12 protein-coding genes are annotated in these 12,905 nt (G+C 66.3%); 5 read left to right on the top strand and 7 right to left on the bottom strand.

The window, feature by feature from the left end; translation table 11 throughout:
- The first annotated feature begins 130 nt into the window (after positions 1-130).
- A complete protein-coding gene (locus tag FOB72_RS27785; RefSeq protein ID WP_150376256.1) occupies positions 131-592 on the top strand; it encodes an ion channel in 462 nt (153 codons plus the stop codon).
- 184 nt (positions 593-776) lie between these two features.
- A complete protein-coding gene (locus FOB72_RS27780; RefSeq protein ID WP_223851598.1) occupies positions 777-1,685 on the top strand; it encodes a MipA/OmpV family protein in 909 nt (302 codons plus the stop codon).
- On the opposite strand, the gene FOB72_RS27775 is transcribed toward FOB72_RS27780, so the two are convergent.
- Positions 1,676-2,401: an alpha/beta hydrolase gene (locus tag FOB72_RS27775; protein ID WP_150376254.1), complete on the bottom strand. Its 726-nt coding sequence runs from the start codon at positions 2,399-2,401 to the stop codon at positions 1,676-1,678. The genes FOB72_RS27780 and FOB72_RS27775 overlap by 10 nt on opposite strands.
- A 103-nt stretch (positions 2,402-2,504) precedes the next feature.
- Positions 2,505-2,816, bottom strand: coding sequence for a hypothetical protein (locus FOB72_RS27770; RefSeq protein ID WP_150376252.1), 312 nt, complete (start codon positions 2,814-2,816; stop codon positions 2,505-2,507).
- A 269-nt stretch (positions 2,817-3,085) separates the two neighbouring features.
- On the opposite strand from FOB72_RS27770, the gene FOB72_RS27765 reads away from it, so the two are divergent.
- Positions 3,086-3,283, top strand: a complete 198-nt coding sequence (locus FOB72_RS27765; RefSeq protein ID WP_150376250.1) for a DUF2188 domain-containing protein — start codon at positions 3,086-3,088, stop codon at positions 3,281-3,283.
- A 55-nt stretch (positions 3,284-3,338) separates the two neighbouring features.
- On the opposite strand, the gene FOB72_RS27760 is transcribed toward FOB72_RS27765, so the two are convergent.
- The 4 genes from FOB72_RS27760 to FOB72_RS27745 are packed head-to-tail and all read right to left on the bottom strand — an operon-like array spanning position 3,339 to position 9,239.
- On the bottom strand, positions 3,339-4,478 hold the full coding sequence (locus FOB72_RS27760) for a hybrid sensor histidine kinase/response regulator (RefSeq protein WP_150376248.1): 1,140 nt from the start codon (positions 4,476-4,478) through the stop codon (positions 3,339-3,341).
- Positions 4,479-4,512: 34 nt separating this feature from the next.
- The gene (locus FOB72_RS27755; protein WP_150376246.1) at positions 4,513-5,145 is read right to left on the bottom strand and encodes a chemotaxis protein CheB; all 633 of its coding nucleotides are present in this window, start codon (positions 5,143-5,145) and stop codon (positions 4,513-4,515) included.
- 9 nt (positions 5,146-5,154) lie between these two features.
- On the bottom strand, positions 5,155-6,009 hold the full coding sequence (locus FOB72_RS27750; RefSeq protein WP_150376244.1) for a CheR family methyltransferase: 855 nt from the start codon (positions 6,007-6,009) through the stop codon (positions 5,155-5,157).
- An 8-nt stretch (positions 6,010-6,017) separates the two neighbouring features.
- Positions 6,018-9,239 (bottom strand): response regulator, encoded by a 3,222-nt coding sequence (locus FOB72_RS27745; protein WP_150376242.1) that lies wholly within the window; start codon positions 9,237-9,239, stop codon positions 6,018-6,020.
- A gap of 270 nt (positions 9,240-9,509) precedes the next feature.
- Between FOB72_RS27745 and FOB72_RS27740 the strand changes: the two genes are divergently transcribed.
- Complete coding sequence (locus tag FOB72_RS27740) at positions 9,510-10,682, top strand: GGDEF domain-containing protein (protein ID WP_150376240.1); 1,173 nt, start codon at positions 9,510-9,512, stop codon at positions 10,680-10,682.
- 5 nt (positions 10,683-10,687) lie between these two features.
- Here FOB72_RS27740 and FOB72_RS27735 read toward each other — a convergent pair whose 3' ends face one another.
- Positions 10,688-11,101 (bottom strand): hypothetical protein, encoded by a 414-nt coding sequence (locus FOB72_RS27735; RefSeq protein ID WP_150376238.1) that lies wholly within the window; start codon positions 11,099-11,101, stop codon positions 10,688-10,690.
- A gap of 298 nt (positions 11,102-11,399) precedes the next feature.
- On the opposite strand from FOB72_RS27735, the gene FOB72_RS27730 reads away from it, so the two are divergent.
- Positions 11,400-12,848 (top strand): catalase, encoded by a 1,449-nt coding sequence (locus FOB72_RS27730; protein ID WP_150376236.1) that lies wholly within the window; start codon positions 11,400-11,402, stop codon positions 12,846-12,848.
- Positions 12,849-12,905: the final 57 nt, after the last annotated feature.

Genomic DNA, 12,905 nt, shown 5'->3' with positions numbered 1-12,905 from the left:
CTCCGCGCCCAAAAGGGCGTGATTGTGATCATCGCCGCGTACGCGCGGTAACGCAACCGGTACAAATGCCCGACCAGCGCGCGCCGACTCCGGCGTATAGTGTCCCCGACTCCTCCCGAACCTGCCTGCCATGCAAGACACCACGGGTTCCTACCTGATCGCCATTGCCATGACGGCGGTGCTCACCATCATTACCGTGGCGCTGCACTATGAAGCGCTGCGACTGATCTCCGCCATGCATCCCCGCCGCTGGAGCGGCAAGGTCAATATCGGCGCGATGATCGTGCTGATCATCGCGGCCCATTGCGCCGAAGCCATGGTGTTCGGCCTGGGGTACTGGCTCGGTACCGACATCCTGCATCTGGGCTCCCTCAAGGGCATGCCCGACCACGGTACCGCGGCGTACATCTACTTCTCGCTCGAAACCTTTACGACGCAGAGTATCGGCGACATCTTTCCGGTGGGTCCCCTGCGGCTCGTGGCTGCGGTGGAACCGGTCGTCGGCCTGATGCTGATCGGCTGGTCGACGTCGTTCACCTTTCTCCAGATGCGGCGCGACTGGCGCGCGGACGAGGTGGACGACAGCGCCTGAGATCGCCGAAGTGACAATGACGGCGACATTACCGGAGGCGATCATAAGCATTGGCGGCCACGCACGAAATCGGCGTCCCTCCTACAAACTTGTGAGATTCGAGGAAGTTGCGACGGCTAGGCGTTCGATGAAAAGATAAGTTGCCGTCATCCACGGCGCTGTCTGCTCACCTTCGGAGGGAATCGTGCCGACCACCAACAAGAAAAAATCCGCGCCCTTGCGCGCACGGCTTGGCATGCTGCTGGCCCTTTTTGCGCCCCTTTTCGTGCCCCTTTTCGCGACCCTTTTCGCGACGTTCTACACCTCGCAGGCGCATGCCCAGACCCCGTCCCCGCTGCCCGAGTGGCAGTATTCGGTCGGCGTCCCGCTGCGCAAGCTCTATGCACCCGATATCCCGACCTGGGAAGTCCGCGTCGGCGCCGCGATGACCGTGCGGCCGCGCTATGAGGGGGCAAACGACTACTACATCCTTGGCGGCCCCAGCATCGACGTCCGCTACAAGGACCTCGCGTTTGCCTCCACGGGCGAGGGCATCGGCTTCAACGCGATTCATACCGAGCGCGTCCGCATGGGCCTGGCCATCACCTATGACATGGGGCGCCGCGAGAAGAAGGACCACGATCATCTGGCCGGCATGGGCAATATCGGCATCGTGCCCGAGACGAAGATCTTCGCCGAATACGTGGTCTCGAAAGAGTTTCCGCTCGTGATTCGCGCGAATATCCGGCGTCAGCTCGGCGGCTCCGACGGCTGGATCGGCGACGTGGGGGCGTATATGCCAATGCCCGGCAGCTCGGAGAAATTCTTCTGGTTCCTGGGCCCGACCATGTCCTTTGCCGACTCTCGCTATATGCAGACATGGTTCGGCGTGAACGCCCAGCAGGCGGCACGTTCCCAATACGCGGAATATCACCCTGGCGGCGGCATCAAGTCGTATGGCGGCGGTGTGTCGGCGATCTGGATGTTCAGCAAGCACTGGTTCGCCACCGCCGACTTCGGCGTGTCGGCCCTGGTCGGCGATGCGCGCAACAGCCCCATTGTGCAGCGCTCGACCAACCTGACCGGCGATATCTCCGTCAACTATCAGTTCTGATCCGCGGGCGGCGGCCGGCGCAGGTATCCCTCCACCGCGGTGCGTAGGGCCGGCAGCTTGCCCGTGAAGAAATGCCCGGCGCCCGGAATGACGACCACCGGCAGTTCCTGCGGCCGGGCCCACTCGAAGACGTTGACCAGCGGCACGCGCTCGTCGCGTTCGCCATGGATGACCAGCGCGCCCGGCGCGATCGCCGCGACCGCGGGCGTTTCATAAGCCAGCGTTTCCGACAGGCGCCCATCGGGCATGCCGGACAGGATCAGGTGCGCGATCGACTCGCCGCTGTCCCCGAGTTCGCCGATGCCGAGCGTCAGCACATAGGCGCCGAACGAAAATCCGGCCAGCGCGAGCGGCAGACCCGGGTATTGCGCGCGCAGCTCGCGCACCACGGCCAGCACGTCCTGCGCTTCGCCGGGGCCGCCGTCGTAGGTGCCTTCGCTCGCGCCGACACCGCGATAGTTCGGGCGCGCGACCAGGAAGCCGTGGGCCTGCAGCGCGCGCGCGAGGACCTGTGGAATCTTGTGCTCGGCGGTACCGCCCTGGCTCGGGTGCGGGTGCGCGACCACGGCGATGCCGGCCGGCGCGCCGGTGGGCGCATCGATCAGAACCTCGAGGGCGCCCGCGGGACCGGGGAACGATTCCCTGCGGGTGGGTGCGACAGCGGCGGAAGGCGTGGACAGCGTGGACGGGGATGAGGAAGGGGAGGACGAAGCCATTGGGAGATGAATGCGTGCGATGTGCAAACGCAGCATACCCGCAGCGCGCCCCGCGCTGCAACGGCGCGTGCGAACGGATTTGCCAAAGCCTGGGTTCCGGAGATCAGTGCGGACGCTCCGCGGGAATGACCGACGCGATCTCGGCGCGACGCACGCTGACGCAGTCGTCGAGCTCGAGCCCCTCCGCCACCACGAGCATCTCGGCGCCGCGGCTGATCGCATAGATCTTGCCGTACCAGAGATCGGGCCCCGCCACACCCGTCAGGCGAATGCTGAATTCGGTCTCCTGGTCACGGCTGCAGACGGTTACCAGATCGCCCACCTCGGGCATGGCGGCCTCTTCCGCCATGGGGACTTCCCGGGCCGCCACCGTCAGAGGCATCTGCGCGATGCCGCGTGCGAACCTCGCTTGCATGGTCAACTCCTGCGCGTCGAATCTCGTATTTCTGAAGGATAGGATCGCGTCGCCGATTCGCATAATGAAGTGCGCGACGGGCGTCTTCACGCCATGTTGGCCGCATATCGTGCCCGCGCCTGCGTCACTTTCCGCGCCAGATCGCATCAACTGGCACGGGCCTTGCTTCGCTCGAAACTGACAAACGTGTCAGACAGCGCCGGATAGTCCACCATCGCCGCGGCGCGCAAGATTGATGCCACCAGACTGAAACACAGAAGGAGATCACGATGGAAGCCACGCTTCATGTCATGCCGTACGGTGCCGGCTGGGACGTTATTCACGAAGGTTCGCGCTATGCCGAGTCCCATCACGCCACGCTCGACGAGGCAATTGCCGCGGGTACGCGCCGCGCGCGACTGACGAAGGTCGAGCTGCTCGTACACGGCAGCAACGGCGAAGTCAGCGCCCGCAGCATGCCTGCCTGACACCGCCTCACGTACCACGCCAGTCACCTGCTGCCCGAGTCGTTCGTCCGCCCGCTCATTCGCCCGCGGAACACTCGCGCGGCAGCGTCACCACAAAGATCGTCTCCCCGTCCCCCGACTGCGCGTCCACACTGCCGCCATGCAGCGTCACGAGCTCGCGCGTGATGTAGAGGCCGAGACCGAGTCCCTGCGACATGCCGCTATTGGCGACGCCACCGAGCGCACCCTGGTTCCCGTTGGTCGAGGACCCCGAACGGAACGCCTCGAAGATATGCGGCAGCACGGCGGGATCGATCGTGCCGCCATTGCGCACGGTAATGACAACGCGCGAGCGATCGCCTCCATCCACATGCACGGCGATCGGTGTCTCCGCATCTCCATGATGCAGCGCATTGCCGATCAGGTTGGTCATGACCTGCGCGATCAGGTCCGGATCGATCTGCGCCATCGTGTTGCCCTGCGAGGCGATGACGATACGGCCCTTGCCGTAAGCCACCTCGTACTCGTCGACGATGGCCGTGCAGATCGCGTGGACATCCTCCTTTAGCGGATTCAGGTGCACGCGGCCGCCATGCAGCCGCGCCACGTGCAGCAGCTGGTCGACCATGCGCGCCATGCGCTCGCTGCTGCGCTGGATACGGTCCGTCGCGGGCCGCAGCTTCTCTTCGCCACCGAAACGTCCGAGGAAGGACGCGGACGCGATGATCGCGGACAGCGGCGTGCGCAGGTCGTGCGCGAGCACCGCCATGAGCATCTCGTTGGTCTTGAGCAGCTGTTCGGCCGTCTTGAGCTGCTCCGCCATCTGTTGCTTGTTGCGCGCGAGCTGCACGAACACATCGACCTTGGCCGCGAGCACGCGCGCGTCGATCGGCTTGAACAGGAAGTCCACCGCACCGCTCGCGTAGCCACGGAACGCGCGCTGGCTGTCTTCGCCCGCGGCAGTCAGAAACAGGATCGGGATATGGCTCGTGCGCTTGCTGCCCCGCATGAGCTCGGCCAGTTCGAACCCGTCCATCTCCGGCATGTGCACGTCGAGAATGGCAAGGCCGAATTCGTGCTCGAGCAGCAGTTCGAGCGCCTGCGCGCCCGAGTTGGCATGGACGATCTCGACATCGGGCTTGGCCAGCACGGCATCGAGCGCCGTCAGGTTGCTGGCGATGTCGTCGACTGCAAGGATCTTGATGGGTGTGGACATAGTGATCGTGATCGTCTGTTGCTCTGTTACCGCTTCATTCGCTGAACTCGCGGCGCAATGCCTCGCCCATATCGGCCAATGGCAGGATACGATCGGCGGCGCCGCGCGCGATCGCGTGTTCGGGCATCGTCGCCACCGCCGCGCTCGCGGGGGACTGCACCCAGGTAATACCGCCGCCCGCGCGAATCGCGCTCAGCCCGCGGGCACCGTCGTCGTTGGCGCCGGACAGCAGGATGCCCAGCACGCGCTCGCGCCATGCGACGGCGGCCGATTCGAACAGCACGTCGATGGACGGCCGCGAGAAGCGCACCGGCGGCTCGACCGACAGCGAGAACGATGCATCGTCGATCCCCGCCCGCTCGACCAGCAGATGGTAGTCCGACGGTGCCGTGTAGATATGTCGCGGCAGCACGGGCATCTTGTCCTCCGCCTCGCGCACCGGCAGCGCACAACGTTCGCCGAACACCTCGGGCAACAGGCTCGGCACATCGGGCCGGAGATGCACGACCACGATCACCGGCGGCGCGAAGTCCGCGGGCAACTGCGGCAGCAGCATGCCCAGCGCCTCGATGCCCCCCGCCGACGCACCGATCACGATCGCGGCCGGCCGCCTGCCGGCCACTGTCGTGGACCGCGCGGCGATGGGTGAAGGCTGGCGTGCGCTCATCGCTGTGCCTCAGACTTTGCGATACAGCCGTTCGCGCGCATCGACGGTCTCGAAGTCGCCCGCATGGGTGGTGAACTGCAGGCTCTCCTTGCTGCCGAGCCCAAGGAAACCGCGCCGCGCGAGCGCATCGCGGAACAGGCCGATCGCGCGATCCTGCAACGCGCGATCGAAGTAGATCAGCACATTGCGGCACGAGATCAGCTGCGCTTCCTGAAACACGCTGTCGGTGGCCAGGCTATGGTCCGCGAAGACCGACTGCCGGATCAGGTTGGCGCTGAACTTCGCCTTGCCGTACGCCGCGTGATAGTAGTCCGACAACGAACGGCGCCCGCCGGCCGCGAGGTAGTTCTCGCCGAACACGCGCAACCGGCCCGCATCGTAGACGCCCGCGCGCGCGGCGACAAGCGCTTCCGGGTTGATATCGGTGGCATAGAACACCGTGCGCTCGGCCAGGCCTTCTTCTTCGAAGAGGATCGCGAGCGACCACAGTTCCTCGCCGCTGCTGCAGCCGGCCACCCAGACGTTGACGGACGGATACGTCTGCAGCACGGGCACCACGTGCTCGCGAATCGCGCGGAAGTAGCTCGGGTCCCGGAACATCTCGCTGACCTGCACGGTGAGGTACTGCAGCAGCCGCGCGAACACCGCGCTGTCGCGCAGCATGCGGTCCTGCAGCTGCGACAGCGTGTCCAGTCCGAAGTCCTGCGTGGCCTGGCTCAACCGGCGCCGCAGCGACGCGCGCGCGTAGCTGCGGAAGTCGTGCTGGTACTTGCGGAAGATGGCTTCCAGCAACAGGTCCAGCTCGATCTCGAACGTCGCATCGGGCAGACGAATATCGCCGTCGGCATCTTCCGGCAGCGTCATCTGGGGTTTCAGCTTGCGTGTAGCCATACGCGGCAGAGGGAAAGAAGTTTATCGACGTCGATGGGCTTGGCGATGTAGTCGTTGGCGCCGGCCTGCAGGCAGGCCTCGCGGTCCGACGGCATGGCCTTGGCGGTCAGCGCGATGATCGGCAGCCGACCATGCTGCGGCATCGCGCGAATGGCGCGCATCGCGGTAATGCCGTCCATCTCCGGCATCATGATGTCCATCAACACGAGGTCGACATCGTCGTGCTCGGCGAGCTTGTCGAGCGCCTCGCGGCCGCTGCGCGCGATCTCCACGGTCGCGCCGAGCGGCTCCAGCACGCGGGACAGCGCGAAGATATTGCGCGCATCGTCCTCGGCCAGCAGCACCTTGCGCCCGTCGAACGCATCGTCGCGGCTGCGCGCGTCGCGCAGCATGCGCTGTTGCTCGGGCGGCAGCGCGGACTCGACACTATGCAGAAACAGCGTCACCTCGTCGAGCAATCGCTCGGGCGAGCGCGCGCCCTTGATGATGATCGACTTCGAATGCCGGCGCAGGCGCTGCTCGTCCTCGGCGGACAACTGGCGTCCCGTGTAGACGATGACCGGCGGCATGGCCTGTCCGCCGTTGCCGGCATCCGCCGCCATGCGGGCGAGCAGATCGTGGCCCGTGCCATCGGGCAGGGCCATGTCCATGACCACGCAGTCGAAGCGCTGGCCCGAAAGTGCGGCGACGCCCTCGGCGATGCTGTCCGCCGTGACGATCTCCACGTCGAGCGAGCGCAGCAGCGCGCGAATGCTCTCGCGCAGCACCGCATCGTCCTCCACCACGAGCACGCGCCGCATGCCCTGCACCATGCGGGCCTCGAGTCCGCGGATGGCGGCGGCCAGCTGGTCGCGGCCGCTCGGCTTGAACGTGTAGCCGATGGCGCCGCGATGGAGCGCGGCTTCCGCATGATCGCTCACCGAGATCAGGTGCGTCGGGATATGGCGCGTCGCGGGGTCGTGCTTGAGCCAGTCGAGCAGCGTCAGGCCCGATTGGTCCGGCAGCGCCACGTCGAGCAGGATCCCGCACGGCTGATGCTCGCGCGCCAGTTCCAGGCCCGCGCCGGACGTCGTTGCGTGAATGCAGTCGAAGTCCAGTTCGTGCGCGAGGTTGTACAGGATATTGGCAAACGCGATGTCGTCCTCGACCACGAGGATCAGGCGGCTGCCACGCGACCGTTTCGCGCGATCGTCGGCGATCGGCGCGGGCCAATGGGGGGTGCCTCCCGGGGTGGCTGCCGGTGTGCCTGCCGGGGTGCCATTGACGTGCGCGGACCGCTCGGGGGCCGGCGCGCGCGACGGTGACGATGGCGGCGTGGCGGCCGGTGCGGCGGGTGCGGGCACCGCACGGGCGACCTGCGCCGCCTGCGGGAACGGTACGCCCGTCGTCACGAACCCCGCGCGCGCGGCCTCGTCGGCACCGAGTACGCGCGGCACCGTCAGCGAGAACACGCTGCCTTGCCCCGGTTCGCTGGCCACCGCGATCGACCCGCCGAGCAACCGCGTCAGCTCGCGCGAGATCGACAGCCCCAGCCCCGTGCCGCCGAAGCGCCGGCTCGTGGTGCCGTCCGCCTGCTGGAATGCCTCGAAGATGACCTGTTGCTTCTCGCGCGGAATACCGATCCCGGTGTCGCGTACCTCGAACCGGACCGCGTCGTCGCCCTGCGCGGCGATGGCAAGCGTCACGGCGCCCTGTTCGGTGAACTTGAACGCGTTGGACAGCAGGTTCTTGAGCACCTGCTGCAGGCGCTGGCCGTCTGTAACGATCGCCGGCGGCGTGCCCGGCATCACCTCCACGCGCATGGCCAGGCGTTTCTGCGTGGCCACGGGCTGGAACATCTGCTCGAGCGTGCGCGCGAACGTCTCGACGTCGACCGGTTCCGGCTCGATGGTCAGGTGGCCGGCCTCGATCTTCGACAGGTCGAGAATGTCGTTGATCAGGTTCAGCAGGTCGGTGTTGGCCGCATGGATCGTCGCGGCATAACGCACCTGCTCTTCATTGAGCGTGCCGGGCTTGTTCTCCTGCAGCAGCTTGGCAAGAATCAGCGCGCTGTTCAGCGGCGTGCGCAGCTCGTGCGACATATTGGCGAGGAACTCGCTCTTGTACTGGTTCGAGCGTTCGAGCGCGCGCGCGTTGGCGGCCAGTTCCGCCTGGAACGCGAGCATCTCGCGTTTTTGCGTTTCCAGCCGCTGCGCGTGTTCCTCGAGCTGGACATTGGTCTGCTCGAGCTCGGCCTGCTGCGACTCGAGACGCGCCTGCGATTCCATGAGCGCGCGGCCGCGCTCCTCGAGTTCCTCGTTGGAGACGCGCAACTCTTCCTGCTGAACCTGCATTTCCTCGCTTTGGCGCTGCGTCTCGGTAAGCAGGGCCTCCAGCCGGTGCCGGTAGAGCGCGGCGCGCAGCAGCATGCCGATCGGCTCGCCGATGCGTTCGAACAGTTCGACCACGTCCGCGGTCTCGCGCTGAGTGCCGACAAAGCCAAGCTCGACCACGCCGACGGTCTCGCCTTCCGCGGTCAGCGGCGCGGCAACGATCTCGCCCGCGCCGGTGCGGCCCAGCGCCGACGACACGGGCAGATAGTCGGCGGGCAGCCCGCCGATGGCGATCACCCTGCCTTCGGCCGCCGCCTGACCCGCGATGGTCTGCCCCGACACCAGCACCTCGGGTGTCGATTGCGGCAAGGCCCAGCCCGCGAGCCGCCGCAGCGTGCCGCCTTCGCACTCGTAGACGGCGCCGACATGCGCGCCCAGCGTCTGCGCCAGCGCGCGCACGAGCGCGTCGCCCACATTGCCGGCCGACTGCGGGTTGCGCACGGCCTGGTGGATCCGGACCTGCGACTGGTGGAGCCAGGCGCTCCGTTGCACCGCCAGCCGCGAGACGGTATAGCGATAGATCACCACCGCGAGGAACCAGATGACCGCGAAGCCAAAGCTGCGGTTGACGATGGCAACGATGGGGCTGGCCCCCGGCGGCGACAGGTAATAGCCCGCCACGAGCAGGATCGACGTGCTGGCGGCGGTCAGCAACGGCAGGCGCGGGCTGTCCGAGAACAGTGCCAGGCAGACCGGCACGAGGTAGAACAGCCACGCAGTGACGCCCAGCGGCGTCAGGGCGTCCGCGACGAACACAACCGCGAGTGCGACGGGCACCACGATCGTGCCAATCAGGAAACGTTGAAACGAGGTTTGTAGCAAACCGGTCATGAAGGTCGACGGAAGTGGTCGGGCGTCCGGACCGTTTGCCAGAGGCGGTGGGCAGGCGGCGAGCCGGGCGCAAGGCGCTCCATCCTACCGCGCGTGTCCGCGCCTGGCTGTCGGTGTACCGCCGACAATTGATGCGGTGCGGCGGCGTTCCGGGGCAATGGCCGGGGTCCCGGGCACGGCATCGAACCGCCCGATACCCCCCCTTCGGGCGCGCGGAATTTTCCACCCGGTCTGGCAGAATGCCGGCAGATGACGCAACCGTACTCGCCCATGTTCCTGTCACCCCGGGTCTATTCGTCCCCGCGGTGGCGCCCAATTCGCTGGATTGCGGATCCGGGCCGCGACGTCACGCCTGAAATCCGCGAAGCGCTGGTCGGCAGCCTGTTCGGCACGCTATCCATCTTCTATGGCGGCATGCTCAACACCGTGCTGGTGGCGGTCGTCATCACGCTGCATATGCGTACCGCGCCGTTCTATGGGTGGCTGGGCATCGAGGTGGCGATCTGCGTCGCGCGCATCGTCGTGATGACCATCGCGCGCCGCGCGGGCCTGGCAAGGCAGCCCACGCCCACCGATATCCATATCGCGCTCGCGCTCGCGTGGGCAGGCAGCGTGGGCCTCGGCACGTACTTCTGCGTGACGCGGGGCGACTGGCTCTCCGCCGCGATGGCATGCCTCTCCGCGGCGGCAATGTGCGGCGGCATCTGCTTCCGCAACTACGGCGCGCCGCGCATGACCACGCTGATGATCCTGCTGAGCCTGGGGCCGACCTGCGTGGGGGCGATCGTCGTCGGCGAGCCGCTGTTCCTGCTGACGCTGCTGCAGTTGCCGGTGTATGTCGTCAGCATGTCGAGCGCGTCGTTCCGCATGAACGCGATGGTCGTGGCCACGATGCGTTCGGAACGCGAAAACGCGCATCGCGCGCGGCACGACTCGCTGACGGGGCTGCTCAACCGCGCGAGCCTGATCGCCGAGATCCGCGAGGCGAGCGCCGCGCGCATGGCCGCGGGGCGCTACCTGACACTGCTCTATCTCGATCTGGACGGTTTCAAGCCGGTCAACGACTCGTACGGCCACGGCTGCGGCGACGAACTGCTCGTACGCGTGGGCGCCCGGCTGCGCGACGCGGTGCCGGGGCGGGGCCAGGTCTACCGGATCGGCGGCGACGAGTTCGTGATCATGCTGCGTAACGAAAGCCGCGAGAGCGTGCAGGCGCTGGCGCAGCAGTTGCTGAGAGAGATCGGCGAAGGGTACGAGCTATCCGGAGGATTGCAGGTACGGCTCGGCGTGAGCATCGGCATCGCGCACGTCCGGCCCGAGGGCCAGAACGCCGACGCCATTCTCAATATGGCCGACCGGGCGCTGTATATGGCCAAGGCGCAGGGCAAGGGACGCTACGAATTCGCGGCGGCCGAGCACGAGACCGCGGCCGGCAGCCATTGATCCGGTTACTCGTCAACGGGGCGCGGAGGTGGGACGGCGTCCTCCTCCGTCGGCAACATCCCCATCAGATGCGCGTTGAGCCGCGACAGTTCCTGCGCGATATTGCCGGGAAACCCCTGCCGGTCGCCGCGCCGGTCGATCAGCAGATCCGCCAGATAGGCCAGCAGCGCGGCCTCGTTCGTGGCCAGCACCGCCAGCTGGTTCGCAATGCGCGGGTATCCATGGAACAGCTCGAGCGGGCGCGCCAGCGGCGGCAGTTCGCGCAGCCACCGCAGTGCGCCGGCCGAAAGCTTCTGCGGGACCATCGTCTGCGGGTCGCGCAATTCGGTCCAGTCCGCGCCTTCGCGCTTGCGCGGTTCCCCGTCGAGGATCCGCCTGGCTTCGGCGACACTCACAAACTCGAAAGAAATCGGTTCCATGCCGCCATTCTATCGGCCATCGCGTCATAAAACGCCGAACGCTTGTTGCGCCGATGCCACCGTGCGAATTCGAAACCTTAACGGAGATTTAAGGATTGGCAGAAAGACGGCGGCGGCCGCTATCGAAACAATTGAACAATTCGATATGACGCCGCGGCGGCCTTCTGCCATAGTGCATTCGAACTTCACCGGGAACGCAGGGGTCCCGGAACCCGCCGCGGGGCCACCCCCCGTGGTGTTCCACAACGACAAGGCATGACTCACCGATGGCATGCCAGCCCGCATCAAGGATATCGTCATGAGCAAATTGACCACCGCCTTCGGCGCACCCGTACCCGATAACCAGAACATCCAGACCGCCGGCCCCCGTGGCCCCGCGCTGCTGCAGGACGTCTGGTTCCTCGAAAAGATGGCGCACTTCGACCGCGAGGTGATTCCCGAGCGGCGCATGCACGCCAAGGGCGCGGGCGCTTTCGGCACGTTCACCGTCACGCATGACATCACGAAGTACACCCGCGCCAAGCTGTTTTCGGAAGTGGGCAAGAAGACCGAGCTGTTCGTGCGCTTCTCGAGCGTGGCTGGCGAGCGTGGCGCGGCCGATGCGGAACGCGATATCCGCGGCTTCGCGGTGAAGTTCTATACCGAGGAAGGCAACTGGGATCTGGTCGGCAACAACACGCCCGTGTTCTTTATCAAGGACCCGCTGAAGTTCCCGGACCTGAATCACGTGGTCAAGCGCGATCCGCGCACCGGCCTGCGCAGCGCCGAAAGCAACTGGGACTGGTGGACGCAGTCGCCGGAGTCGTTCCACCAGGTGACGTACGTGATGGGCGATCGCGGCATTCCGCGTTCGTTCCGCCATATGCACGGCTTTGGCAGCCACACGTACAGCTTTATCAGCGCGCAGCAGGAACGTTTCTGGGTGAAGTTCCACTTCGTCTCGCAGCAGGGCATCGAGAACCTGACCGACGCGGAAGCCGCCGAGGTGGTGGGCCGCGACCGCGAGTCGAACCAGCGCGATCTGTACGAAGCCATCGAACGCCGTGAATTCCCGAGCTGGAAGCTGTTCGTGCAGATCATGCCCGAGAAGGAGGCCGGTTCGTATCGCATCAACCCGTTCGACCTGACCAAGGTGTGGCCGCACAAGGACTATCCGCTGATCGAAGTCGGCGTGATGGAACTGAACCGCAACCCGGAAAACTTCTTCGCCGATGTCGAACAGGCCGCGTTCGCGCCGTCCACCATCGTGCCGGGTATCGGCTTCTCGCCCGACAAGATGCTGCAGGGCCGTCTGTTCTCGTACGGCGATGCGGCACGCTACCGCCTGACCGTCAATCACTTCCAGATTCCGGTCAACGCGCCGCGCGCGGCCAAGAACGTGAACTTCTACCATCGCGATGGCGTAATGCGCGTGGATGGCAACTTCGGCGGCCGCATCGGCTACGAGCCGAACACGCGTGGCGAATGGCAGGAGCAGGCCGACTTCCGCGAGCCGCCGCTGTCGCTGGAAGGCGCCGCCGACCACTGGAACCATCGCGTGGACGACGACTACTTCTCGCAGCCTGGTGACCTGTTCCGCCTGATGCCGCCCGATGCGCAACAGCGCCTGTTCGAGAATACCGCGCGCGCGATGGCCGGTGTCTCGCGGCCGATCAAGGACCTGCACATCAAGCACTGCACGCAGGCCGATCCGGCCTACGGTGCCGGCGTGGCCGCGGCCATCGAGGCGTTCGACGCGAAGAAGTAACACGAAGAAGCAAGACGAAGAAGCAAGCTGTTCGCGCTTTGCCCCGCGCTCCCTCGG

This window comes from Cupriavidus pauculus, assembly GCF_008693385.1.
In the GTDB taxonomy this organism is placed as follows: Bacteria; Pseudomonadota; Gammaproteobacteria; order Burkholderiales; family Burkholderiaceae; genus Cupriavidus; species Cupriavidus pauculus_D.
Note: the sequence above shows the minus strand (reverse complement) of the source record. Positions and strands in the feature narration are given on the sequence as shown.